Here is a 25,981-nt window from a genome sequence, read left to right on the forward strand (position 1 = left end):
ACTTGTCTTTAGTTGAAAAGGAATAGCTGCAATGGAAAGCAACAAATTTTCTACTCAAAAAACCAATAGCTCTCCGTTGGGTCTGTCAAAACTAGGTATAGAAGTACATAACCCACGCTGGTGGGTTGAGTCAGCTTGTATTATAGTTGCCTATTTTATTTCATCTTGGTTTGCAGCTAACACCATTTTCTCAACCCTTGGACCTTCTCCTGTTTGGCCGGGTTCTGGGCTAAATGCGGGCTTACTTCTATTCTTTGGGCGATCGCGATGGTTGGGAATGTTTTGCGGAATATTGCTGTATAACTTACACAGAAACTGGTGGAGAGTTTTGATACCTGCATCAGGAGCAGCGATCGGTTCCACAATCGGCACATTGATCACAGTTTCTCTGATTTTAAAGTTTACCCATACTACATACCCATTCCTTAAAGTTCGCCATGTAGTCACATTTGTACTTTGTTCGATATTTAGTGGAACGATTCTGCAAACTATAACTGGGGTTGGTATCTATGCCCTAACTAGGAGATATGAAGGTGCTAACTTTATTACAAACTTCTTACTTCCTTGGTGGATTGGTGATTCGGTTGGTGTTTTAATCTTTGCTTCGCTGGCTCTAACATGGCTAAAACCAAATCAGAAAGAAGAAAGCAACCCTTATCTTAGTTGGGAAGTAGTGGTGGCTTTCATAAGCATAATTGTGGTGTCCTATTTTTCTTTTTATGAAGCCCAACCCCTTGAGTACCTTCTGTTACCACCATTGATTTGGTCAGCTTTTCGCTTTGGTCATAGACTAACGACTTTGTTTGTCATGTTTATATCGATGACAGCTTCGATCGCTACTGCCAATAAGTTTGGGATATTTTATAAAGCAATTGCTACGGGCGATTCACTCCTGCTATTACAAATTTTTATGGGGGTGATTTCGATTATGACCTTGGCGATCTTGGCGATCGTTGAGGAAAATAAGCAAGCGAATTTGAGTTTGCAGAGAGCTAATACTGACCTAGAAAAGCGCGTTCTAGATCGAACGATAGACTTACAACAAAGTGAAGCAAAAGCTCTAGAACTTGCTGCTAAAGCCGAGTCCGCAAACCAAGCTAAAAGTACTTTTATCGCAAATATGAGTCATGAATTGCGATCGCCACTAAATGCAGTTCTTGGCTTCTCTCAGTTAATGATGCGAGCTAACAACCTCGCAAAAGAACATTACGAAAATGCCAGTATTATTAACCGCAGTGGTGATTATTTATTGACATTAATTAATAATATTCTCGATCTATCAAAAATTGAAGCAGGCAAGACTACACTCTATATTCAAAATTTTGATCTCGATCATTTGTTGGAGGATATTGAAGACATGCTCCAATTACGGGTCGCCAATGCGGGTTTAGACCTCTTCTTTGAGCGCGATCCTAAAGTACCTCGCTATATCTGCACTGATGAAGTAAAACTGCGTCAAGTTTTACTTAACTTAATTGGCAATGCAATTAAATTCACCAAAGAGGGTTTAGTCGTTATTACTTTGACCAATGCTGCCACAAGTACCGTAGAAAATGCAGTCAATATAGTTAGCGATAAATGTATCCTCAATTTCAGCATTCGAGATACAGGCGTAGGTATTGCAGAAGCAGAACTACCTCAACTATTTGCATCCTTTTCTCAGGCTCAGGCTGGTCGCGAAAAACAAGAAGGTACAGGCTTAGGGTTAGCGATTAGCCGCAGGTTTGTACAGTTGATGGGTGGAGATATTTCTGTCACTAGCGAACTTGGGAAAGGCACAACTTTCCAGTTTCAGATTCAAGCCCAAATTGGTACACCTTTAATTAGTGATCCAAGCCAAAAAAGGCGCACATTAGCTCTTGCACCTGATCAGCCCAACTACAGAATTTTAGTGGTTGATGATAAGCCCATTAATAGCCAGTTGCTAGTCAAGATGCTAAGTCCAATGGGCTTTGAAGTTCAAGAAGCTAGTAATGGACTAGAGGCGATCGCTATTTGGGATCAGTGGGAACCACACCTAATTTGGATGGATATGCGAATGCCCATAATGGATGGCTACGAGGCAACTAAGCACATTAAGTCCACCGTTAAAGGTAATGCCACCGCCGTGATCGCCTTAACTGCTAGTGTTTTAGAAGAAGAGAAAGCGATCGTGCTTTCAGCAGGGTGTGACGATTTTGTGCGTAAACCCTTTAGCGAACAAACTATTTTTGATACCCTAGCTAAACATCTTGGCGTGAAGTATACATACGAAAACATACAGCTTTATGAGCATGATAGTGATATTTCCGAGGAGATATCGTTAAATTCTGAAAATTTAAAAATTATGCCAGATAGCTGGATTATGCAATTATATAGATCGGCTCTTGAAGCTGACAAAAATATTGTTATAAACTTAATTGGGGAAATTCCAGACACAGAAATTTTCTTAGTTCGATCGCTAACTAAACTAGTGCGTAATTTCCAATTTGAGAAATTAATTGATCTCACCGAGCCATTACTTTGCACACATATCGAATAGCGCTCTGCACTCTGCTTATATTGGCAACATAATTCATGATTTACCATCCTTCGCTTGAATTAACAGGCAATATCCTCTTAGTAGATGATCTTCCAGAAAATTTGCAGCTACTTAGTGACCTATTGCTAACCCTTGGCTATACCGTCCGCAGTGTAACTAGCGGAAGAATGGCTCTCAAAACAGCAAAGGTAAAACGCCCTGATCTGATTCTTTTGGATATCAAGATGCCAGAAATGGATGGATATCAAGTCTGCCAAGCCCTCAAAGAGGATGAGGATTTACGTGATATCCCAGTGATATTTATTAGCTCTTTAGATGATGTTTTTGATAAGGTAAAAGCTTTTTGGTCTGGGGGGGTTGACTATATTTGTAAACCTTTTCAAAGCGAAGAAGTATTAGTCCGTCTCGAAAACCAATTGACAATTCAGCGTCAGAAACGGTTACTACTAGACGAAATCGCTAGGCACAAAGAAACCGAAGAAATGCTCTATCAATCGCGGGCTTTAATTACCAGCGTTTTAAATAGTGTTTCCGATGGTATTGCTGCCATGCAGGCTGTTCGCGATCCGATTACAGGTAATATTATCGATTTCCGTTGCTTAGTATTGAATCCGATGATATCGAGGATATTTGATCGCAGTCGCGAAGATTTAATTGGTAAATTAGTGCTAAGAAGGTTTCTAGAAAAGTTTAATCGCCAACTGTTTGAACGCTTAGTTAATGTGGTGGAGACAGGGGTTCCTTTGGATGAAGAGATCTATTACACTTCAGAGCCTGTTGGTTGGTATCGGGTAATAGTGGTCAAGTTGGGCGATGGCTTTACAGTCACGATTAGAGATATTACTTCTAAAAAGCAACCCGAATAAAAAAGGTGTTGCATATATTCTCATAATGAAACGCCTTTTTTAATTGGATGTAGGGGTAGCGCCCCCGTGCCTACCCAGTAGAAATCTGGGCAACCACAGGGGGTTTGCCCCTACCAATAAAATTAGAAATATAGCAAAAAAAGAGTTAGCTAGTACAAACCAAAACCCAAGAATCAAGTGGCGGCGCTTCGCGCCGCCACTCGATTCTTGGGTTTTAAGTCCTAAGCAAACCTTGCTTTGCTATATGTACAATACCGACACCTTTTTTAGACATTAAATAGCGGCGCAACGCGCCGCTATTTAATTTTTGGTTTGTAAAAGCGATCGCATTTGTTTGGCGATGAGATCGGGATGCTCAGCTTTCATTAGGGCGCGGACTACGGCAACTCGTTTTGCTCCCGCCGCGATCGCTGCTGCTAAATTGTGTTCATCCAGCCCACCGATCGCAAACCAAGGAATGTTGATATTTTGAGCAGCATAGTTGACATATTCATGCCCTGAAGCTGCCTTGTTAGGTTTTGTGGGCGTGGCATGGACTGGACCCACACCAACATAATCCACTTGATTATTTAGAGCAATCTCTAATTCTTGGGGATTGGTGGTTGACTGCCCAATGATGTACTGTGAAGCATCGCCGCCGTTAGCATTCAGAATTTGACGGACTACAGAAACTGGTAAATCCGTCTGTCCCACATGGATACCATCGGCTTCCACAGCGATCGCAATATCAACGCGATCGTTAACTAGAAATAAAGCATCGTATTTATGGCAGAGATCACAAAGCTGTTGGGCGATCGCATAGCGAGTGCTATCTTCACCATCCTTTTCTCGATACTGCACGATCTGTACACCACCTTGGAGAGCCGACTCCACAACGGAGACAATATTCTCTACGGGCATCGTCACCAGATATAAATTTGCAGCTTGTAATTTTTGGCGACGGATTTCACCAATATTGGTAACTTCATGGGTCAGTAATTGACTCTCAAGGGTGTAGACCTGATAGCGCATTTGTTTCATCGCTTCTCCCATCGTGGGATCAACGACTTTGCTATATTCTTCTAAAACCCTAAGCGCTTCCTGTAAGCGTCCCATATTCGCTCTGAGGACAGCTTGGACATCAGCACGAATAGATTCATTTGCATGGCTCAACCCTGTGGCGGGATCGTCGGGGGTATTACGGGCGCGACGAAATTCTTCTTTGTGCCATTGAGCGAGTTCTTGGCGCATGTGTTTGCAGCGATCGCATAAGTCCACATCTTCTAAGCCAAAGCGACACCATTCTTCGATGGTTCGTAAGGCTTCACGGGCGCGATCGAGGTTAGCATCGAGGATGCGGTAAATGATTTGTTGAGACATATAAAAACCATATTTTTAAGTGGCGTGCAAAGCACGCCATTAATGGATTTAAGCAGCGTGCTTTGCACGCTATTAATGGAGCGCTAAGCGCTCCGAATTTAAGAAACCATTTAAGAATTGCTTAGATCCCCCCCAGCCCCCCTTAAAAAGGGGGGAGAATTATCTTCTTCCCCCTTTTTAAGGGGGATTGAGGGGGATCTCTTAGAGCGTTTGACCGCAGAAAGTAATTCTTGAATGATTTCTAAAATTCAAAGTCAAAGGCAGGTTCGGCGCGTAACTTGCCTAAGCCTAATTCTTTATCGTCGATGATCTTGATTTCGTAGTAGCCCAAAATATGATGCGGTGCAGGATTAGCGCGAGAAGCCCCAGTGATGCCCATCGCGATAATCACACAGACATTGCCTTTAGTGGTTTTGGCACGTTGTTTCCAACGCTTGTGGTGTTCACCATTAAGAGTTTGTTTGTCAAATTCGCCAAATAGATGAAGATCATCATTACCCATCACCATTAAGCCAAGCTGACAAGCATTACCAAAGATATCCTCAGCAGGATTAAAACATAAAGACTGAATACCATCAAACTCCTTGATTTCTTCGATCAATTCCAATGCTTTAGGACGCGAAGTTTGAATCATTAGCCCTGGTAAGCCTTCACCTTTTCGGGCTGGGGCGATCGCTGAGACTGCCTCAGATAACTGTTGATGAATTGACGCATTGCGTAAAAATTCCACCTGTTCCCAAGGGATGGTCATCATATGGATCAGGGCATTTTCTGGCCAGAGATCCTCATTGATTAAGGGACCATCATCCTCATCGTCATCTTCATCGACTAATTGATGTAACTCATTAGCCAGATCGGGCATAGTCCTAACGACAACCTTGATTGCTTCTTCGACATCACTATCAAGACTCGGTGCATAAATCGTATAAGTGCCTGAGAGACTGCCAAAATTAGAATTCAAGCGCTTATGGTACTGTTCCCAAAATTTATTTAAAGCCTCTAACGCCACCGTCAAGGCGATCGCCTCTTCGTCATAGAGATAGGGTCTACCACCTTCGAGAGGGTGCAAAGCCCCATAAATCGGCTTCATCGGTGTAGTTGCCGCAGGTACAGATCTGATTTTGCCGCGAAATGGAAAAGGAGGAAAATCATCTTCCATTTCTAACTCAGGGGTTTCAAAGAGATTGAATAGGCAGTCTTGATGCAAAAAGGTCTCTTCGATCTCATCTTCAGAGCTACCTGAGACAATCCGATGCCGAAATTTGACTAGCGACTCTTCGGAACGGTAAAAAATTACGCCCTGCTCTAAGCCCATTTTGCCCATAACGATCGCATAGAGGGTGTCGAGATCCCATTGATCAAGCTTGATCGAAATTACTTGATGATCCCACAGGGTATTCCAAGGAGCATTTCGCCATAAATGCTCAGATTGCTTATGCAAGGCTGCGGCAAACTTTTCTGGCACAACAGGCGGATTTGCCGTAAAGCTTTCCAAAATATGGGAGAAAATTTCGTCAATTAAAGGTAAGCGCTCGACATATTCAACCGATATTCCTAAGTCCTGTAGTACGCCACGCAAATAGAACTGGAGTTCGCGATCGCATACCAAGATCTTTTGGGGCAAGGATGGCTGAGCAGGACTTTGAGGATGTTCGATCGCCTGTAGCAACGCGCGGACAAAGGCTTCTTGCCCCACCACCGAATCAACTACGTCCATAGAACGTACCATTCCCATCGAGCCATCTACCCACAAAATGCAATGGGGCTTCGACTCTTCATCATGGGCATGGAGGGGGATAATATTAGAAGAGTCTTGTGGTTGGCGGATCTTGGCTGGTAAGGCACGGCGATCGCCTTCCCAAACCGCAGATGACTGCTTGAGTTTTTTGAGGCGGCGAAGAGTAGATCGGTTTAGCGTGGTCATCGAAAATATTCTCTAGATTTGCCACTCTTGCAGAAATTAGTAAGAGTGCATTGATTGATTTAACTACGATATGGTGAGAAATTGCTAGATTTGATCAGAAATTATAGCAATCACTAGAGTGAAAGTAGCCTAGAGGGATGTAATCCTTTCAACTTTCCAGATTTTAAAGATACAATTGTTATAGGTACGACCTAAAAATTGCAGTGCAAAGCGCTGTAATCATACTCAAAGAACTTTTAAAAAGTCCTTTGTATTCCTTTTGCTTGCAAAAGGCTGTAACCGATAACTAAAACAACCCCAAATATATTTCTGCATTTTTATGGACGAGCTAAAACCGATTTTCAATGAGTTCGTAGGGCAACCCGTTGCTTTCTTTGGTGGACTCGTTTCGGGCTTTCTCAAGCTCGATCTCCAACAAGATCCTCTAAAGGGTTGGCTAGAAAAGCAAGGAGCAACACCAACTACGGGGACTTCTGCTAGCAATAATGGCAAAAATGACGGTCCACAATCTATTTCTATCGATTAAAAAAAGGAGACGCAATGCGTCTCCTTTTTTTAATCGATAGCCAAATAGTGTGAGGCGGCGCTTCGCGCCGCCTCACACTATTTGGGTTTTATGTACTAAAGGGAAACTTTTAAAATTTCCTTTGGTTTTTAGAAAGCGCAAAGCGCTGTAATTACCACAATATTAGAGAATAGGGGTAGCGCTTGCGCTAGCCCCTATTGTTTATGAAATACAGCTTATGTGGTTTCCCTATCTGTTGCTTGCGATCGCCTATCTTTTAGGATCTTTCCCCACAGGTTATTTGGTGGGACGGATGGCGGGTATAGACATTCGTGAGCTTGGCTCAGGCTCGACAGGAGCAACCAATGTCTGGCGCAATGTGGGCAAGTTGGCGGGAATTACTGTATTTGTGACCGATTTTGCGAAGGGGGCGATCGCCATTTACATGATGCAATCGGCGAATTACTTGCAGATGCTCTTGGCTTCAACGTTTGGCTATACTCAAGCACCGATTACTAATAATTTATCCCTATTTGTGATTGGGGCAGGGATGCTAGCGCTGATTGGTCACAGCCGTCCAGTGTGGTTGGGGTTTAAGGGTGGTAAGTCTGTGGCGACAGGGGTGGGAATTTTGTGTATGTTGAATTGGATCGCGGCGATCGCTGCTTTTAGTATTTGGTTGGCAACTATGGCAATTTGGCGTACTGTTTCGATTAGCTCGATCGCTGCCGCCGCCGCCGCCCCTGTTTTCATGTGGACATTGCAAGGGGATATCATTTATTCAAGTTTTGTAACTGTGGGCTGCATCTTTATAATTTGGCTGCATCGCTCTAACATTGAGCGTATTCTCAATGGCACAGAGCTAAGTTTTAAAACTGAAAGCAAACCAGAATAAGCAAAGGGTCGCGAAGCGACCCTTTGCTTATTTAACTCACCTTACGCAGATAGAAAATCTACCCTCATCCCCCAACCCCTTCTCCCAAGAGGCAGGGTGGTTTCATTTTCGGGAAGGGAGAGTGGGCTGAGGTTACAGAAAAACAAGTAGCCAAAATAGTAAAAAATGGTCTGGTAAAAGCTAAGCAAAAAGCAAGACCAGACCATGAACTTTATAGAACAATTAAAGCAGATCCCAGACCATCGAAAAAGCAAAGGTAAACGCCATCCACTATGGTTAGTAATGTGCTTAACCTTGCTGGAAGTATTGTGTGGCTATCACGGATATCGCCCATTAGCCGATTTTTGTGAGAAACATTGGGGAACCCTGCAAACAATGCTAGAGCTACCAACCGAGAGCCGAATCCCGTCATATTCAACCTTTCGCCGTGTCATTCAGGGAGTAGAAATCGAACCACTCGTGAAACTGTTTAACGAGTGGTGTAAAAATAGCCAGACAGGAGAATCAGGACAATGGCTGGCGATGGATGGCAAAAGCATCAAATGTACTGTGACCAATCAGACTGACTCTAAGCAGAAGGTGCTGACTATCTAAGCTTTGGAGATGAGGAAGTAAAAGGGTGGCTTGAGGAGCTAAAGGCAGGAAAAAATCCCATTACCGAAGAGAAATTAGAGGAATGGCGACAACAGGCGAAAAGAGCTAGAGATTCTTAATGGTCATTCCTGCAATCAAAAGTAACCTGTAACTGCCCAGATCCCCGACTTTTTCTTTGCTATCAAAAGTGATTTGCAAATTCTCAAAAAAAGTCGGGGATCTTAATCTCTGGACTTCAGGTTTGGCGATAGGCGATCGCGCTACAAACTATAGAGGCAAAAGCTAAGCTTTACAATGATTTCCAAGCGTGAGGCAACCAAAAATGAGCAACTTCACTTCTACAGAAACCTGTTGCCACACCTTCGTGAATAGGTATAACTTACATATACTTGGCAGTGTAGCTGCGAGCGATCGCATCGCATCGCTCATTATCAGGATCTCCAGAATGTCCTTCTACCCAATGCCATCGAATATTTGCAGTATTGAGAGGATCGAGTTGTTGCCAAAACTCTTGATTCTTGACGGGCTTATTATCCTTAGTTTTCCAACCATTCTTTTTCCAACCCTTGATCCATTTGGTAATGCCATCTAGAACATATTTACTATCAGTGTAGAGATCGACAGGCGTGGATTGTTTATGGCTGGCGAGAAATTCTAGAGCTGCGATCGCTCCTTGTAGTTCCATTTGATTATTAGTAGTTTCACGAATACCGCCGCCCAGTTCTTTAGTACTACCATCAGAGAAATGAACAACTACACCCCAACCCCCAGGCCCTGGATTTTTGGAACAGGCTCCATCAGTGTGGATGCTGATGATTTTAGCTTCGGTTGAACTGGGGATTGGGAATTGGGCGTTAGGGATTGTTTTGGGTTGAGGAAAATTTATGGATTCTGGTGCTGATTCTAATTTTGTAGTTGCATTTTTAGAGGTGATTTGAGAACGCGATCGCACAATTTCCACAGCAACTGAACCTAAGAAATTTGGAATTGGCGGATGCTTGATGACCTTCACCTCGACCTGAGAGATTTTTGTGTCTTCGAGTAGGCTGTCAGCGATCGCCCCAACCAATCTCTCAATCAATTTAAATTTCTGCGTCTGAATTAAAGTCTCAATCTTGCGAATACAGGAAATATAGTTAACCGTATCTTCAATTTCATCGCTATGGGTAGATTGCTCAAAATCTACCCATAGGGTACCCTCCACCTCAAACCACTGCCCCAATACATTTTCTTCAGGAAGATATCCTACATATCCATAGGCTCTTACGCCTTTTAAATAAATTTTGCTTGTCATTTGGTTGATGCTAATTGAAAATAAACCAAAAACTCAAGTTCTTGGCTAGAAGCTAAAGTCTACTTTAGTGAACTACAGAATACTATTACAGAGTTTTGAGCCCAAACACAAATCAAAATATTTTTTGAAAGTGTTGCAAAGCAACACTTTCAAAAAATATTTTGATTTGTTTGATTGATGATTTCTGTAAGTTTGAGAGTGCGCCCCGAAGGGGCGCACTCTCACAACCTATTTAGGATTGCTATATGTTGATCAAGATTAGATTTTGTGCCATGTAATAAGTAGATAAGTAAACTCAAAACTTAGAAAGCTGTGCCGCCTGCGTTGCGGGCGGCATAGCTTCTGGTTTTAGGTTTTAATTATGGTGAGCTACTTATCAGTTACGAATAGTTAAGAATCGAAGTAACTAAGATCGCAATCTGAGTTCTGTTGCGTAAATTTAGCTGACTCAAAATATTGGTAATGTGATTTTTGACAGTTCTTGTGGATATATAAAGCTGATTAGCTATTTCATCATTATTTGCGCCAGTAGCGATTAATTTTACTATTTGTTGCTCTCTAGGAGTGAGTTTATCCCAATCAGTTGTAGATACTTCGGAAATCTCAGGAATTCGGGCAATTACTTTTCGACCTAAGTTTAAGTCTAAGTGCATATAGCCTCGATAGACAGCTTGAATTGCGAATGATAATTCTTCGGGAGACGTATTCTTTAAGATATATCCTGATGCTCCATATTTCAAAGCTTGTGAAACATATTCTTCTGTATCATCAACGGTGAGAATTAGAACTTTTGTTTCGGGGAAGCGATCGCAAATTTGTTTAGTGGCTTCCACTCCATCCATAAGAGGCATTTGGATATCCATGAGAACAACATCTGGCTGGAGGCTCTCTACTTGGGCGATCGCTAAGTTTCCATTTTCGGCTTCTCCAACAATTTCCAAAGAAGATTCATCGCCAAGAGAAATCTTCAGGGCGCGACGAATAAATGCATGATCATCAACAAGTAAAATGCGGATTGTCATGGGAATTACCTATGCTTTGGGCGATCGCCCTGCACTCAAGTACTCATACCAATTCACGAAAGTATTGCCACACTTTTGTGAATTACAAACCAAACCCAGTAAGGGTTTTTAAAGCACAAAATGGCGTAGCCATTTTGTGCTTTGGTATCAAATACGAGCTAAAAGCGCAAACCTGTTGAAACGGTTTAATTAGAAGTATTCTTCAGACTGCATCAGCAGACTTGAGCTTTTAACCAAGAGCTTGAGTTCTTGGTTTATTTGTGCAGATTGGTATTACCTTAAATTAGCTGTTTATATATTAACGAACAAGTAGCGATAGTCCCAATTTTGAATGGGACTAAAGTACTAGTAAATTCAGGACTTAGTCTTCATGTGCAATTTCTACCTCAGTTCTAGGATGAAAATGTAGAACTTAGAGGATTTCTTCGATGTCCAAAATTCTTGTTGTTGAAGATAGTAAGACTCAGAGGGAAATGATAGCTAATTTACTTCAAAACAATCAGTTTGAAGTTGTGACTGCTAAGAATGGGGTGGAAGCGATCGCCCAAGCTGAGGTGTTACATCCTGATCTCGCGATTTTAGATATTGTAATGCCTGAAATGAATGGCTATGAGCTTTGTCGGAAACTGAGAGACAATCCTGAAACTTGGAATATCAGCATCGTTATATGTTCGTCTAAATGTACCAAAGCTGATCGCCATTGGGGATATCGACAAGGGGCAAATGCTTATATTGGCAAGCCTTTTCTCCCAGATGAATTGATGAATACAGTAAGGACTTTATTGAGAATATCGTAGGGTTACTAGCAATTTTCATTATCTAAATCGGTTTTATAAAAGCCCGCCGTTGGCGGGCTTTATAGTGAGCAGAGTGGCGGAGCAAAGCTCCGCCACTCTGCTTTTGGGTTTTATGCCCTAAGCAAGGCTTGCATTGCTATAAGATAAGACTTACGCAGTAGCCCTACACTCAAAGGCGATGCCCAAAGCTCAAATGTAATCCACGAAAAGTAATAGAGATTAACGTGTCTGGGAATGTATCTATAGATTTGTCACAGGATTTGCCACAAGATTTATTAGAGTCGATCCAACGCACTCGCACGGCTACGATCGCCTTAGCGAAATTGCCGTCTGCTTCCAAAAATGCTGCTTTAGAAGCGATCGCAATTGCTCTAGAGCAACAAACTGAAATGATTTTGGTAGCTAATCAAAAGGATATCGCTGCGGCTAATGCGAACCAATTGTCCAGCGCCTTGATCGCCCGCCTCAAACTGGATGCCAATAAACTGAAGGGCATGATCGCAGGTGTGCGCGATGTAATTCGCCTTGAAGATCCCATTGGCGATCGCCAAATTCATCGTGAGCTAGATGCAGGCTTAGTATTAGAGCGTTTGTCTTGCCCATTGGGCGTAATCGGGGTAATTTTTGAAGCGCGTCCTGATGCTGTTACCCAAATTGCAGCGCTAGGTATTAAGTCAGGTAACGGCGTGATTCTCAAAGGTGGTAGTGAAGCAGTACATTCCTGTGAAGCGATCGCTTTGGTCATGTACAAAGCGTTAGAAGAGCTATTTACAAAACAGGGTGGCGTATCGCCAAATGTGGTGCAGCTATTGACCACCCGCGCCGAAACCTTGGCTATTTTAAAGATGGATAAACTGATCGATCTGATTATTCCTAGAGGTTCTAATCAGTTTGTGCGCTACATCCAAGACAATACGCATATTCCCGTTCTCGGTCATGCCGATGGAGTCTGCCATTTATATGTAGATGAGTCGGCGGATTTGGAAAAAGCTGTAGCGATCGCAGTCGATAGCAAAACCCAATATCCTGCGGCTTGTAATGCGATCGAGACGATGTTAGTACATAAAGCGATCGCCTCTAAATTCTTGCCTTTAGCTTTACCTGCTTTGCAAGAGCGTGGTGTAGAGCTACGTGGCTGCGATCGCTCTCTGGAAATCATGGCGATCAATCCTGCAAAAGCATCCGACTGGTCAACGGAATATTGTGATTTGATTTTGTCCATCAAAATTGTTGATTCTTTAGATGAGGCGATCACCCATATCACTATCTACGGCTCGAAACATACCGAAGCGATCGTCACCGAAAATCAAGCGATCGCCGAGATATTTATGAGCGATATCGATGCTGCTGGGGTATTTCACAACTGTTCAACCAGATTTGCTGACGGTTTCCGCTATGGCTTTGGTGCAGAAGTGGGCATTAGCACCAGCAAAATGCCGCCTCGTGGGCCAGTGGGTTTAGAAGGGCTAGTTACTTATAAGTATCGCCTTGTGGGTGATGGTCATATCGTGGCTAACTACACAGGTGCAAAGGCTAAAGCCTTTACCCATCGCGATTTATAGTGAAGGGCGGCGCAAAGCGCCGCCCTTCAAGCTATTTTCTCATTATGAAACCGATTTTGGTGTTTCCAGCGCCTTCGGCGCTAGAAACACCAAAATCGGTTTTTTGAAAGCCCGCCAACGGCGGGCTTTCAAAAAACCGATTTTTATAATGAGAATTGCTGTTTGAAACTAAAGGAGATTACGTGAGTCTTGTAGAGTATGGTACAATCGCGCCCAATTTCATTTTTTGCTACCTTCAGCTCAAGCATATGAGACTCCACACACAAAACACTCTTCGCAACGTTTCCCTTGGACTAGTATCTCTGTTGAGTATTAGCACCACTGCGATCAACGACTTTAGCGCCAACGCCCAGTCTTTCCCAAATGACTCCTTCCCAGTAGCGGTCCCCACCAATGCCAGCAGCACGCAGTACCTTGTCTATTTACCCAATGTGGCAAATGTACAACAAGCTAAAGTGTTAGCGCCCGACGCATTTGTCAGTCGCTTAGCCACAGGTGAGCAGGTGGTGCAACTAGGACGCTTCAATAACTTAAATCTTGCACAACGCCGTGCTGCTCAGTTTAGTCAAGCAGGGCTAAATCCCCAAATCCAAACTGTACAAAGTAAATTTGCAACTTTTCCTTCAGCGCCTGTAAGTTCGATCCCAGCTATTCCCAATCCACCCATTTCATCCGCGCCAATTCCTGTGGAATCGATTCCAACAGTACGGATAGATGAGCCATTACCCAACGTGCCTAACTCAGGGTTTCCTAGTAACAATGCGATCGAAATTGTGCGATCGCCTCAAGCGCTTCCCCCACAAAGTCAGTCTTTCCCGACTCAAAGTATTCCGCCGATCACCGCTCAAAATCCACCCTCTGGCACACAATTACGCTACTTCGTGATTATTCCCACGGGTTTAGTATCGGAGTTGCAACGAGTCCAAGCGATCGCACCTAATGCTCAATTACGCTCTTCCTATCGTGGCACTTATATCGAAGTGCAGGGCTATCCTGATCGCAGTAGTGCTGAGACTTTGAGCCAAACTATTCGTCGTCAAGGATTTGATAGTCGTGTTGCATTTTTCTAGCTTCAAGCAGCGCTCAGCGTATAGCCCCAAACCAAGAAGAATTTTGAAAGCGTTGCCTTGCGACGCTTTCAAAATTCTTCTTGGGGGTTTGTTACAGCAAGATTTGCGATAACAATGGGCTTAAGCCCATTGTCTGATGTGGTCTTATGAGTAAGTGCGCCCGCGCCAACTTTTGGGTTTGGTGAGTGCGGAAATCCAGATCCGCATTACGGCAAAGGGATCAGCTAGAGGAGATAGCCAAAACCAAAAGCCCACTTCGGTGTAACTAGTACGAATGCCAAATACTAGTAAGCAGCGAATAAATATGAGAAAGGCATTGAGCCAAAACCAGATATTCATCAGTAGCGATGGTACAGGTTGCCAAATTGACAGAGCCATTAGCAAAGGTATCGGTAAACCTTGAACAGACGTAAGTAAGAGGCAATCAGCAAAGGTTTGTGTTGGAGTTGAGGCATCCTTAAGATCAAGCGATCGCCCCCATTCGCGCCATGTTTCCGCCATTGATGTATACATTCGCACCTGCATCAATGCTGCCCCATCGAGAAAGCCCACCTTTGCGCCACGTTGGGCGGCGGCTCTTGCAAGGGTAACATCATCGCAAAATGAAGACTTGGCAAGTTCATAGCCATTTAGTTCGACCAGCTTGGCACGCTTGGATAAAAAACATTGACCATTTGCCATCACCCGATCTTCAGTAAATTGGGTGCGATCGCCTGTTGCTCCAAATCGAAAAATCAGGGTAATTAATAGGGCAGGTTGTAACCATTGTTCACCTGCGGTTTTGAGAATAAACTTCGGTGATAGGGAAACAATATCAAAATTGTCCTCAGTGGCTTGCTGCACAAAACTAGCTACTAGTCCCTTTTGCGGCAAGGTGTCAGCATCGATACCCAGCACCCATTCACTAGTTGGATCACTATGCAAAAATCCTGTATGTAAAGCCCAAGGACGACCCACCCAACCTTCGGGCAGAGGATCGTCGGTAATTAGTTTGAGGGGAATAGGAAACTCTTTTTGCAATTTCTGCACATATTCGGGTGTGCCATCCTGCGATCGGCTATCCACCACAATAATTTCTTTGGCAGCTTGATCTCGTAATCCTTCTAAACAAGTCGGTAAGCGATCGATCTCATTGAGTGTAGGGATGACTATCGAAACTTTAGGCGATTGCTTGGCTAATTCTTCGGTTGCTGGCTCAAGGGGAAGTAACGGTGATGTGCGATCGCGGGCTGTGCTAAGGCGTTTTAGTAGTACAAGTGTCGCGGGGACTTGTAAAAGCAAAAAAAATATCGGGAAACCTATCAAAAAAAGCGGATTATTCAACTTCGATGGAGATGCTTATATTCTAAAAACTTATCCTATCTTAAATTAACGTCAGTTCGATGAAAGCAAAAAATGGTAAGAATCGCTTAGCGATTCTTACCATTTTTTGCCATTAGCGTCGTACTTCGCACGACACTAATGGCGATATCGAACTCACGTTAAATTAAGCCGCGCATTCAAATTTACCCCAAGGAAGTTTTTAAAAGCGTTGCTTTGCAACGCTTTTAAAAACTTCCTTGGCTTGGATTTAAGTGCAAAGCGCTCTAATTTATGATTATTCTTCTAACAAACTTCTCAACATCCATGCAGTTTTTTCATGGACTTGCATCCGTTGAGTCAAGAGATCGGCTGTAGGTTCATCACTTGATTTTTCTGCGATCGGGAAAATGGAACGAGCAGTACGTGTTACCGCTTCTTGTCCTTCGACTAGCAACTTGATCATTTCTGTCGCTTTAGGAACTCCTTCAGTTTCAGGAATCGAAGTGAGTGTTGCATAGGCTGAATAGGTTCCAGGGGCAGGAATGCCAAGGGAGCGAATGCGTTCGGCAATGAGATCGACAGCGAGGGCAAGCTCTGTATATTGTGCTTCAAACATCAGGTGCAATGTATTAAACATTGGTCCTGTCACATTCCAGTGAAAATTATGGGTCTTGAGATAAAGGGTATAGGTATCAGCAAGCAATCGCGATAGTCCTTCAGCGATCGCAGTCCGATCTTCTTCAGAAATCCCAATATTAATCGAGCCAGATAGCTCTTTATCAGTTGACTTTTCCTTGTTTTTGCCCATTATAATTATCCTGATTATTACTTTCTGTATGTATTATATCAAATCTGAAAAAGATAGTTCAGAATGGCGGCGCAAAGCGCCGCCATTCTGAGAGATGGTTTGAGAAGTCTTCTATCTAGCATAAATTTATGCTTTCCCCCTTTAATCCCCTTTTATACCAAAACTCCTCAAACACGCTCTAAACTATCTTTTTGCAATCTGTCTAAATCGGATTTAATATTATAACTATCTTGAATATAGAAATCCTAAATAGGTTGTGTTGGTGCGCCCCTTCGGGGCGTACCAACACTCAAAATCTTACAACTCATTTAGGAGCGCTATAGGGCTTTTTAAGCAAGCGAGGTACAAAGGATTGTTTCCCCGCCGAAGGCGGGGAAACAATCCCGTACTTCACTAGACTGTGAACCGCTATATAGGCATAAGTAAACTAAAAATCTAGAAAGCTGTCCCGCTCGCGTAACGGGCGATACGGCTTCTGGCTTTAGGTTTTAATTATGGTCAGCTACTTAGCAGACATCCTTCATTTGTGAGAAAGGCAAGGGACTTAAGCCTCTTGTTATAAGCTTCTATTTTTCATGACTCATTTAGGATTACTGCTATAGTTACAAGCGTTTTGATGAAACGGGGGATAAGCGAGGAATAAAAGTATTTATTTGGTTTAACTTTATGCAAAAGCCTCAAATACCATTGAATGAAAGCGATCGCCAAGCAGCCCTTGAGAGATATAACATCCTCGATACATTGCCAGAGCAGGAATACGATGACTTGACGCAACTGGCTGCTAGTATCTGCGGCACACCGATCGCTTTGATATCGTTAATCGATCGCGATCGGCAATGGTTTAAGTCCTGTATTGGCGTTGATATATCAGAGACACCACGCGACATTTCCTTTTGCGCCCATGTAGTTGCCAACGAGACCATGTTGCTAGTAACCGATACACTTCAAGATCCTCGTTTTGTCAATAATCCCTTGGTGGTTGGTAATCCGCAAATTCGCTTTTATGCTGGTATACCCTTAAAAACTTCTGATAATTTCACATTAGGAACATTATGCGTCATCGATCTCCAGCCGCAGACCCTAACATCTATCCAAATTCAACAACTCGAAGCCCTTAGTCGTATAGTCATCAGCCAATTAGAGTTAAGACGCAACAATGAATCTTCAAAGCTCCTTGTGTCTGTACTTGAGTCATCAAAGAAAGTATCGATGCTCCAACAAGCGATTTTAGATAGCGTTAATTTGGCAATTATTGCCACTGACTTGCAAGGTACTATTCAATCCTTCAACTCAGAAGCAGAGTTGATGTTGGGATATAAAGCATCGGAGGTGATTGGCAAAATCCCTGTAATCTTCCATGACATTACAGAAATCAATGAACGATCGCAGCAATTATCAGTCGAATTAAAACAACCGATTGATGTTGGCTTTGAAGTGTTGACAGCTAAGGTAAAGTTGGGGGAAGTATTTGAGAAGGACTGGACTTATATTTGTAAGAATGGCGATCGCATTCCTGTCTTACTATCGATTACAGCCATTCGTAACGAGCAGAAAGAGATTACGGGATTTCTATGCGTTGCGAAAGATATTACTTCTCAAAAAGAAGCTGAAAAGGATCGGTTTCATCGTCAACAAACCGAAAAACTGGTAACTGCCCAAAATCAAATAGCACGAGTTCTTGGAGAATCTTCTAGCTTTAGTAGCGCTGCAATTCGCATCTTACGCATACTATGCGAACAATTATCTTGGGATATTGCAGAACTGTGGCTTACCAGTAGCTATCCTCACACTTTGAACCTCATGACAAGTTATACCAACCCCGCTATTAATGCAACAGAACTGATCCAAACTCATCAACTAATGTCAGTTAAGTATGGATCTGGGTTGATTGGTTCAGTTTGGGCTGAGGGATGTGCTAAGTGTGTGGAGATTGAGCAATATCCTAATTTCTATAAATCAGAAGCTGTTAAAAAATTAGGGCTCAACTATGCGTTAAGTTTTCCTGTCTGTGGCGAGAATGAGACCACTTTGGCTGTGGTTACGATGTTTAGCCGTCAATGCCAAAATCCCAGTCCTGAACTACTTAATGTAGTCACAGCGATCAGTAGACAGATCGGTCAATTCATGGAAAAGCGTAAGGTTGAAAGAGATTTACACAAACAGAACTGGCGATCGCTGTTGCTTTCCGATATTGCTTTGCGTATTCGGCAATCCTTAAACCTTACAGAAATACTTAATACTTCCGTTAGTGAGATCCGCAAATTAATTCGAGCTGATCGTGTCCTCATTTACCGATTTCATCCCGATTGGAGTGGATCTGTAGAAGTAGAATCAATCAATCCGAAATGGCGCTCCACACTGAATACTGATATTCAAGATACTTGCTTTCAATCAGGGCATTGGCAAGTCTATCAACAAGGACGAAAGGTGGCGATCGATCATATAGCTGAGTCGGATCTCAGTGAATGTCACAAGGGACTTTTGACCAGTTTCCAAGTGCAAGCAAATCTGGTTGTTCCCATTCTTGAGAATGAGCAGTTGTGGGGGCTACTGATCGCCCATCAATGTTCAGCACCAAGACATTGGGAATCCTTTGAGATTAGTCTCATGAGTCAGCTTGCCGATCAAATTGGAATCGCGATCGCTCAGTCAAGGCTGCTGGCTCAACAAAAAGAACAACTAAAACTCTTACAGGAGCAAAATATTGCTTTGGAAGCGGCTCGTTTAGAAGCAGAACAAGCTACATTAGCTAAGAGTTCGTTCTTGGCAACTATGAGTCATGAGATTCGCACCCCAATGAACGCCGTGATCGGGATGACAGGACTGTTACTGGATAGCGATCTTGATGCTCGTCAGAGGGACTTTGCCGACACTATCCGTTCTAGTGGCGATCATTTATTAAATTTAATTAATGAAATTCTGGATTTCTCTAAATTAGAAGCTGGTGAAATGCAATTAGAGAGTCTTGACTTTGACTTAGATATTATCATCGAAGAAATTACAGAAATTCTTGCTCCATCAGCTTATTTTAAAAATATTGAACTAGCTTCATTTATTCATCCTAATGTTCCTAAATGGTTGCGAGGCGATGTCAGTCGTTTACGCCAAGTTTTGCTAAATTTGGCTAACAATGCCATCAAGTTTACATCTAAAGGAGAAGTCGTAATTGAAGTTACACTGCAATCTGAGACTGATAGTGATGCTGTTTTAAAATTTGCGATTATTGATACTGGTATTGGTATTTCTCCATCAGTCCAAACAAAGTTGTTTCAGCCATTTACTCAAGTTGACACCTCAACAACTCGTCAATATGGGGGAACTGGACTCGGATTAGCGATATGCAAGCAAATTGTAGAGTTAATGGGGGGCGAAATCCATCTACAAAGTGAAGAGAATAAGGGTTCGACATTTTGGTTTATAGTTACCTTCCAGAAACAGAAAAACTGCCCTCGCAATGATGTGGGTGCTGAAATTTTAGAAGGGTTGAGAGTACTTGTAGTTGACGATAGTATTACTAATTGCAATATTCTTTACCATCAACTTAGTAGCTTTGGGATGCGTGTTGATACGATTCAGCAATCTAAGTTGACTTTAACTTATCTAGAAAGGGCGATCGCGGCAACTGATCCATATCAAATTGCCATTCTTGATAAGCAAATGCCTGAAATTGATGGTGAGCAACTGGGGAGACAAATTAAAAGCTCTACCAAACTCAAATATATCCACTTAGTGATGTTGACATCTCTCGATCAAAGTGGCGATGCTACTCGCATGATCGAGATTGGCTTTGCCGAGTATCTTCGCAAACCTGTCCGCAAGATGCGTCTTTTACATTGTTTAATTGAAAGCATCTCAGGGAATGCCAAAAAATCAGTTTTTGAGTCTCCCATTTATTCTTTATGTATTCCTTCTTCCGTCTTACCTTCTAATCTAAAGATTTTACTTGTAGAGGATAGTTTAGTTAATCAAAAGGTGGCAATCAATCAACTTCAAAGTTTAGGATATCAGACTGATATTGCGGCAAACGGGCAGGAGGTTTTAGAGCTATTCTCGCAAATTCATTACGATATTATTTTGATGGATTGTCAAATGCCGATCTTAGATGGTTATAGCACTAGCCGCCAAATTCGGGTCTTAGAAGCAGCAGAAGGTTATTCTGCTGCTAAGGTTATTATCATTGCGCTGACGGCTAACGCTATGGAAGAAGATCGCGAGCGCTGTTTAGCGTCAGGGATGGATGATTACCTAAGTAAACCTGTGCGTAAGGAAGATCTAGCCAAAAAACTATCTCATTGGGGACAAGTATTTGCTACTCGCATCTCAACTAAGTTAGATTCTACTGTGGAAGACTGTTTGTTAAATATCCATTCTGCCAGTAATCAAGAGCAAAGTGTCACCAATCCTGAATTGATTATAGAAATAGATTGGGAATATCTTGAGGAAATATCTAGCGGAAATAATGACTTTAAGCAAGAACTTTTACAGGCTTTTGTTAGCTCAATGCCTGAACATATAGAAGCACTAGAAATCGCCATATCTCAACAGGATTATGATAAGGTTGTGCATGAAGCACATTTTATCAAAGGTTCTAGTACTGCGATCGGTGTTACTGGTGTAGCTAAGCGAGCTAGCATATTGGAAGAAACTAGTAAAAAAGGGGAATTACCTCACAATGCCAAAATTCTTTTAGAACACATTATCATCGGTATAGAACAAATCCAAAATTTGAATAAGCGATAGCAATGTAAGTTTTGCTTAGGACATAAACCCTCAAAGATGAGTGGCAGCGATTCGTGCCGCAATTCATCTTTTGGGGTTTGCTTTGTCTTAGCTATCTTTTGCGCTGCTAAATCATTTTTGCTGCTATAGCGATCCTAAATGATTTGTAAGATTTAGAGGGTTGTGAGAGTGCGCCCCGAAGGGGCGCACTCTCACAACCCATATAGGATTGCTATATCTACAATTTAACGTGAGTTCGATATAGCCATTTGCGTCGTGCTTCGCACGCCGCAAATGGCAGAAAATGGTAAGAATCGCTTAGCGATTCTTACCATTTTTCGCTTTCGTCGTACTGACGTTACAATTTATATTGCCTTAAATTTAAGCAGCCAACCGATCGCCCCACCAGCGATGACTAACCAAGCCGAATTAATTTTAGGAAATTTAAGAAAGATTGCCAGACTCGCGATCGCTACAAGAATCGTCCAAATATCAATCAGAGTTCCACGACCTAATTCCCAAGCTACGGCTGCCATCAAACCAATGGAAGCTGCATTCACTCCATCAAGAAAACCTGCTGTCCAAGGGGATTTTCGTAATTTAGAGACAAAGGGATTAATCACAGGAACTAAAATAAAAGCTGGTAAAAAAATGCCAATCGTAGCAGCGATCGCACCCAAATTTCCAGCCAATAAATAACCGATAAATGTGGCGGTGGTTAATACGGGACCGGGGGTAAACTGCCCGATCGCCACCGCATCTAATAACTGTTGAGAAGTCAACCACTGATTGCGATCGACAAATTCCTGCTGAACAAAGGCTAGTAGCACATAGCCACTACCATAGAGAACTGAACCAATTTTTAGAAAGCTTAAAAATACAGCAGTCCAAGGTTTAGGCGCGATTTCGGTAGCAACGACGCTTAAAGGTAAAGGGAAAAAGGAAAAAGGAAAAAGAACGCTAGAGAGGGATTTAGGATTTTTAAGGAAGTTGAGGTTGCGAACTAGGGATACGGCAATACCTGCACCGATCATCAAAGCAATTTCGTTAACTCTGAGAAAATATAAAGCCAATACCAAAATTCCTGCACTCCAAGTTGCGGTATTTTTAAGCCCCGATCGCCCTAATTTCCATAATGCTTGGGTAACAATCGCGATAATTACGGGCTTAACTCCATATAGCAACCATCCAACCGTAGGAATAGTTTGATACTGGACATAAATAATTGCTAATCCCCATACCAATAACATCGCAGGAATAATAAAACTCGCTCCTGCGACGATCGCTCCTAACCATCCTCTTTGCTCTAGTCCTACATGAATTACTAACTCCGTCGAATTAGGTCCTGGGACTAAGTTACTGATACTCAATAAATCTAGTAATTTCTCACGACTCAACCATCGACGATTCTGCACCACTTCCAACTCGATTTGAGCAACATGGGCGGCTGGGCCTCCAAAAGCGATCGTGCCAAGCTTGGCAAAAACTAAAGCTAATTCGGATAATTTGGGCTTTGTCGATAACTGAGTTTTTTGCTCTTGATCATCTAACAAAGATTCTGGTTCTAGATCTTTTTTTGTATATTCGGGCATATTTTTTTTAAATTAGGTGCGACATACTTAATTAGATCAATTAGCAATAGAGTCTTTTTAGCTCAAAAAATTCATCTAATTGTTAACTCTGATGAGCATACACAAAGCCTTATACTTTTGGCAGGTATCCCAGAATACTAAAAAGCTTTTGCCTAACTTACAGATATGGTAGATCCGCTCAAATCACTGCAAATACAACAGTTACAGACTTCAGAAAATTCTGATCTAGAGTTATGTGGTCAATCAGAACCGATGTTTTATTATTTTGCTTACGGTTCCTGTATGTGTCCTGTGGATTTAAAGCGATCGCTTGGGGAGACAGCCCATCATTATGTTGTTGGTGTAGCGCGTTTAAGTGGGTACAGGCTTGGTTTTTATTATCGATCGCCCCATCGTGATTGTGGTTGCTTGGATATTGTCAAAGATCCTAATTCCTATGTGGAAGGTGTTTTATATTGCTTACCGATGCGTCTAAGCGATCAGCTTGATCTGCGTGAAGATGTATCAAGGGGTGGCTATCAGCACGAATTGATTACAGTTAGCGTTGGTCAAACGGTTTACACCAATGTCAGAACCTATAGCGTAGTCAATAAGCTGTCTCGCGAACTTGCGCCCAATGACTGGTATTCCAATGTCGTGTTACGAGGTGCTTCAACCTGTGGGCTAACCGAAAAATATTTTTGGCAATTGTTTTATCATATTTACCAATTGCAGTCATATCACAAACGTCAATACAGTTAACTAATTAGTGGTCGCGCTCCGCGATCACTAATAGTTAACTGGGTTTGCTTAATTGGTAATATTTCATAATTCTTAGTTCCACACTGCGTTTGTTATAGGTGCAGACGAGATCGCTTCCCACTTCCGAAAAGTAGCGGCTTGCCCCCAAAGCTTACCATCGCTGTCTACTACATTCCAGATAATAGCTTGATCGATATAAAAGCGATCGCCTGTACTGGCAATCCGAATCCCGCGATAATCACTAATATATCCCTGAGATTTTGCCTGTGATAACAGTTGTTCTCTTTCACTCCGTTCCATTGGCTCAGCCGTATATCTTGATGGTGTTGCGGTAAAAGTAGTCCAATCCATCTTCCATAAATCAAGTGCTTTTTGATTGCCATAGTTGAGAATTGGATCGATTTGAGTACCGTGGGAAACAACTACAAAATCGGCGTTAAATAACAAATTTGCAATTTCTTGTGGTGTTTGGTGATCGGTAATTGACATGAGAGGTCTGCCAGTCCAATGGTGAAAGCTATAGAGTAACAACTGAATATGTTGTAATAGTTCTCGTTTTAACCAAGGTGGCGATTGATTTGTATTCATAATTTGTCTTAGATTGGCTAAGTCAAATATATAGCAACGAACCACAAGAAAAAATTTGAAAGCGTTGCAAAGCAGCGTTTTCAAATTTTTTCTTGGTTTGGATTTAATCGCAAAGCGCAGTAAGATACCAATCCAGATTTTCCAGAATTAGAGCGAGTTTGAGAAGTTTTTACCCCCTCTAACTCCCCCTTTACAAGGGGGAGAATCTGAGTTTCCCCCCTTTGCAAGGGGGGATTAAGGGGGGGTAAAAGCAGAAATTTACGCTAAATAAGAGACTTCTCAAACACGCTCTTAATGGGGCGGCTTCGCCGCCCCATTAAGAGCGTGTTTTATTAAGCCTTAAGTTCCTAAGCTTGTGATTGGAGATAGTTTGGCAAACCCATCTGGGCAATTAGCTTTAGCTGTTTTTCCAACCAATAAGCATGATCTTGCTCTGTATCGACAAGTATTTTGAGTAAAATGTCACGACTTTGATAATCTTGCTCGTTCTCACACACCGCGATCGCCTCTCTGAGATCATCCATCACCTTGTATTCAAAGTCCAAATCATTCTTTAGCATTTCTGGAACAGTTTTCCCAATATTTATTCCATCTTGCTGGGACAGATCAGGAGTACCTTCCAAAAATAGAATTCTCTCTATCAACCAAGTTGAATGTTGGGTTTCATCCGCCATTTCATGATTGATGCGTTCATACAATTTGTTCAATCCCCAATCTGCGTAGATGCGTGAATGCGTAAAGTATTGATCTCTCGCTGCTAACTCACCTCTCAACAACTTAGACAACTGTTGTAAAACCTTCTCACTGCCTTTCATGATTTTCTCACTTATATTTTTTAAAGGAATCTTATAAATTGCGTTGGCAATCTATTCTTAAAAAGCTAAACCATCGACTGTAAGAAGTTAGGCAAGCCTGAGTTTTCAATCAACCAAATTTGGGACTCTAGCCAATCAACCTGCTCTTCAGTATCTTCAATTAGTTTGGCTAACAAATCACGACTTACATAATCTTGTTGAGTCTCACAAGTAACAACAGATGCTCTCAGTCCGTTCAAAATTTCATTGCATAGAGCCATGTCACAGTCTAGTAATTCAGGTATATTCTCACCAATCCGAAGAGTCCCTAAACTTTGTAAACTGGGCAATCCCTCAAGAAAAAGAACTCTTTCGATCAAAACATCGGCTTGCTTCATTGCCTTGATCGAATAGCGATATTCACGATCATTAAGCTGATTTAACCCCCAGTTTTTGCACATTCGGGCGTGAAGAAAATATTGGTTAATGGCTGTTAGTTGAGCTTTAAGTGCGTCGTTTAGCTGACGTTTTACGTCTAGATTTCCTTGCATAGGGGGTAATCCTAATTTTGTTCATTGTCATTATCCTATTTATTATACTAATCCAAAGTTAAAAATTTTCAGAGTGTAATGTTTATATGACTTGCACCCAAGGTAAAGCAGAGGCAATCTATGATAACTGTCTTTGCTTGCTGTCAAAATTATTCCAAATCTGAGGTTTTTGACTTGACGGATTTAACTTAGATAAGTGACAATAATGACAATAATTTTCAATAAAGTCGATTATTCTTATTACATGTTTTTTAAAAAGGATTAAAATAAAAAGATGTACATTTGTATTTGTAACGCAGTAACTGAGAAAGATATTCAAAAAGCGGTTAGCAAAGGAGCCTGCTCGATCGCCATGCTCTCAGAATTAACGCTGTTGGGTAAGGAATGTGGCTGCTGCACCGAAGAAGCTCATCGGGTTTTGAAGCAATGTTCGGGCAAACCTTCAAGAAGTGATCTTTTGGCGTGAAGCCATAGCGG

General features: G+C 42.1%; 21 protein-coding genes. 11 read left to right on the forward strand and 10 right to left on the reverse strand.

Translation table 11 applies throughout. The features are described from left to right. Positions 1 to 31: 31 nt before the first annotated feature. Both VB775_RS13425 and VB775_RS13430 read left to right on the forward strand, forming a co-directional pair. Complete coding sequence (locus VB775_RS13425) at positions 32 to 2,521, forward strand: MASE1 domain-containing protein (RefSeq protein WP_281009246.1); 2,490 nt, start codon at positions 32 to 34, stop codon at positions 2,519 to 2,521. A 35-nt stretch (positions 2,522 to 2,556) separates the two neighbouring features. Next, positions 2,557 to 3,387, forward strand: a complete 831-nt coding sequence (locus VB775_RS13430; protein WP_281009245.1) for a response regulator — start codon at positions 2,557 to 2,559, stop codon at positions 3,385 to 3,387. A 300-nt stretch (positions 3,388 to 3,687) separates the two neighbouring features. Here the strand turns inward: VB775_RS13430 and VB775_RS13435 are convergent, their stop codons facing one another. Next, entirely contained in the window at positions 3,688 to 4,746 is a 1,059-nt protein-coding gene (locus VB775_RS13435) for a thiamine phosphate synthase (protein WP_281009244.1), read from the reverse strand. A gap of 241 nt (positions 4,747 to 4,987) precedes the next feature. Beyond that, positions 4,988 to 6,670: a DUF6930 domain-containing protein gene (locus VB775_RS13440; protein ID WP_281009243.1), complete on the reverse strand. Its 1,683-nt coding sequence runs from the start codon at positions 6,668 to 6,670 to the stop codon at positions 4,988 to 4,990. Positions 6,671 to 6,989: 319 nt separating this feature from the next. Between VB775_RS13440 and VB775_RS13445 the strand changes: the two genes are divergently transcribed. The 3 genes from VB775_RS13445 to VB775_RS13455 all read left to right on the forward strand — a co-directional run bounded on the left by VB775_RS13445 (position 6,990) and on the right by VB775_RS13455 (position 8,664). Further along, complete coding sequence (locus VB775_RS13445; protein ID WP_199310483.1) at positions 6,990 to 7,196, forward strand: hypothetical protein; 207 nt, start codon at positions 6,990 to 6,992, stop codon at positions 7,194 to 7,196. Between the two features lie 217 nt (positions 7,197 to 7,413). Then, entirely contained in the window at positions 7,414 to 8,070 is a 657-nt protein-coding gene (gene plsY, locus VB775_RS13450) for a glycerol-3-phosphate 1-O-acyltransferase PlsY (protein WP_281009242.1), read from the forward strand. Positions 8,071 to 8,274: 204 nt separating this feature from the next. Next, a complete protein-coding gene (locus tag VB775_RS13455) occupies positions 8,275 to 8,664 on the forward strand; it encodes a transposase family protein (protein ID WP_281009241.1) in 390 nt (129 codons plus the stop codon). A 379-nt stretch (positions 8,665 to 9,043) separates the two neighbouring features. Here the strand turns inward: VB775_RS13455 and rnhA are convergent, their stop codons facing one another. Further along, positions 9,044 to 9,958: a ribonuclease HI gene (gene rnhA / locus VB775_RS13460; protein WP_281009240.1), complete on the reverse strand. Its 915-nt coding sequence runs from the start codon at positions 9,956 to 9,958 to the stop codon at positions 9,044 to 9,046. A gap of 380 nt (positions 9,959 to 10,338) precedes the next feature. Beyond that, a complete protein-coding gene (locus VB775_RS13465) occupies positions 10,339 to 10,980 on the reverse strand; it encodes a response regulator (protein ID WP_281009239.1) in 642 nt (213 codons plus the stop codon). A gap of 428 nt (positions 10,981 to 11,408) precedes the next feature. Between VB775_RS13465 and VB775_RS13470 the strand changes: the two genes are divergently transcribed. The 3 genes from VB775_RS13470 (at position 11,409) to VB775_RS13480 (ending at position 14,409) form a co-directional block, all read left to right on the forward strand. Then, positions 11,409 to 11,777, forward strand: coding sequence for a response regulator transcription factor (locus VB775_RS13470; RefSeq protein ID WP_281009238.1), 369 nt, complete (start codon positions 11,409 to 11,411; stop codon positions 11,775 to 11,777). Positions 11,778 to 12,001: 224 nt separating this feature from the next. Then, positions 12,002 to 13,339 (forward strand): glutamate-5-semialdehyde dehydrogenase, encoded by a 1,338-nt coding sequence (locus VB775_RS13475; protein ID WP_281009237.1) that lies wholly within the window; start codon positions 12,002 to 12,004, stop codon positions 13,337 to 13,339. A gap of 248 nt (positions 13,340 to 13,587) precedes the next feature. Further along, positions 13,588 to 14,409, forward strand: a complete 822-nt coding sequence (locus tag VB775_RS13480) for a hypothetical protein (RefSeq protein WP_281009236.1) — start codon at positions 13,588 to 13,590, stop codon at positions 14,407 to 14,409. A gap of 144 nt (positions 14,410 to 14,553) precedes the next feature. Here the strand turns inward: VB775_RS13480 and VB775_RS13485 are convergent, their stop codons facing one another. Beyond that, positions 14,554 to 15,690 carry a glycosyltransferase gene (locus VB775_RS13485; RefSeq protein WP_281009235.1) on the reverse strand — a complete coding sequence of 379 codons (1,137 nt, stop codon included), beginning with the start codon at positions 15,688 to 15,690 and terminating at the stop codon, positions 14,554 to 14,556. Between the two features lie 316 nt (positions 15,691 to 16,006). After that, a complete protein-coding gene (locus VB775_RS13490) occupies positions 16,007 to 16,519 on the reverse strand; it encodes a Dps family protein (RefSeq protein WP_281009234.1) in 513 nt (170 codons plus the stop codon). A gap of 666 nt (positions 16,520 to 17,185) precedes the next feature. On the opposite strand from VB775_RS13490, the gene VB775_RS13495 reads away from it, so the two are divergent. Beyond that, the gene (locus VB775_RS13495; protein WP_281009233.1) at positions 17,186 to 21,259 is read left to right on the forward strand and encodes a GAF domain-containing protein; all 4,074 of its coding nucleotides are present in this window, start codon (positions 17,186 to 17,188) and stop codon (positions 21,257 to 21,259) included. Between the two features lie 344 nt (positions 21,260 to 21,603). Here VB775_RS13495 and VB775_RS13500 read toward each other — a convergent pair whose 3' ends face one another. Further along, the gene (locus VB775_RS13500) at positions 21,604 to 22,830 is read right to left on the reverse strand and encodes a chromate transporter (protein ID WP_281009232.1); all 1,227 of its coding nucleotides are present in this window, start codon (positions 22,828 to 22,830) and stop codon (positions 21,604 to 21,606) included. 165 nt (positions 22,831 to 22,995) lie between these two features. On the opposite strand from VB775_RS13500, the gene VB775_RS13505 reads away from it, so the two are divergent. Next, positions 22,996 to 23,571 (forward strand): gamma-glutamylcyclotransferase, encoded by a 576-nt coding sequence (locus VB775_RS13505; protein WP_281009231.1) that lies wholly within the window; start codon positions 22,996 to 22,998, stop codon positions 23,569 to 23,571. A gap of 72 nt (positions 23,572 to 23,643) precedes the next feature. Here VB775_RS13505 and VB775_RS13510 read toward each other — a convergent pair whose 3' ends face one another. The 3 genes from VB775_RS13510 to bfr (VB775_RS13520) form a co-directional block, all read right to left on the reverse strand. Further along, complete coding sequence (locus VB775_RS13510) at positions 23,644 to 24,159, reverse strand: MEKHLA domain-containing protein (protein WP_281009230.1); 516 nt, start codon at positions 24,157 to 24,159, stop codon at positions 23,644 to 23,646. A 347-nt stretch (positions 24,160 to 24,506) separates the two neighbouring features. Beyond that, entirely contained in the window at positions 24,507 to 24,974 is a 468-nt protein-coding gene (gene bfr, locus VB775_RS13515) for a bacterioferritin (protein ID WP_281009229.1), read from the reverse strand. Between the two features lie 65 nt (positions 24,975 to 25,039). Continuing rightward, positions 25,040 to 25,504: a bacterioferritin gene (bfr, locus tag VB775_RS13520; RefSeq protein WP_281009228.1), complete on the reverse strand. Its 465-nt coding sequence runs from the start codon at positions 25,502 to 25,504 to the stop codon at positions 25,040 to 25,042. A gap of 274 nt (positions 25,505 to 25,778) precedes the next feature. Between bfr (VB775_RS13520) and VB775_RS13525 the strand changes: the two genes are divergently transcribed. Next, positions 25,779 to 25,970: a (2Fe-2S)-binding protein gene (locus VB775_RS13525; protein ID WP_281009227.1), complete on the forward strand. Its 192-nt coding sequence runs from the start codon at positions 25,779 to 25,781 to the stop codon at positions 25,968 to 25,970. Positions 25,971 to 25,981 lie beyond the last annotated feature (11 nt).

It is taken from the genome of Pseudanabaena sp. CCNP1317, from assembly GCF_034931345.1.
GTDB classification, from domain to species: Bacteria; Cyanobacteriota; Cyanobacteriia; order Pseudanabaenales; family Pseudanabaenaceae; genus Pseudanabaena; species Pseudanabaena galeata.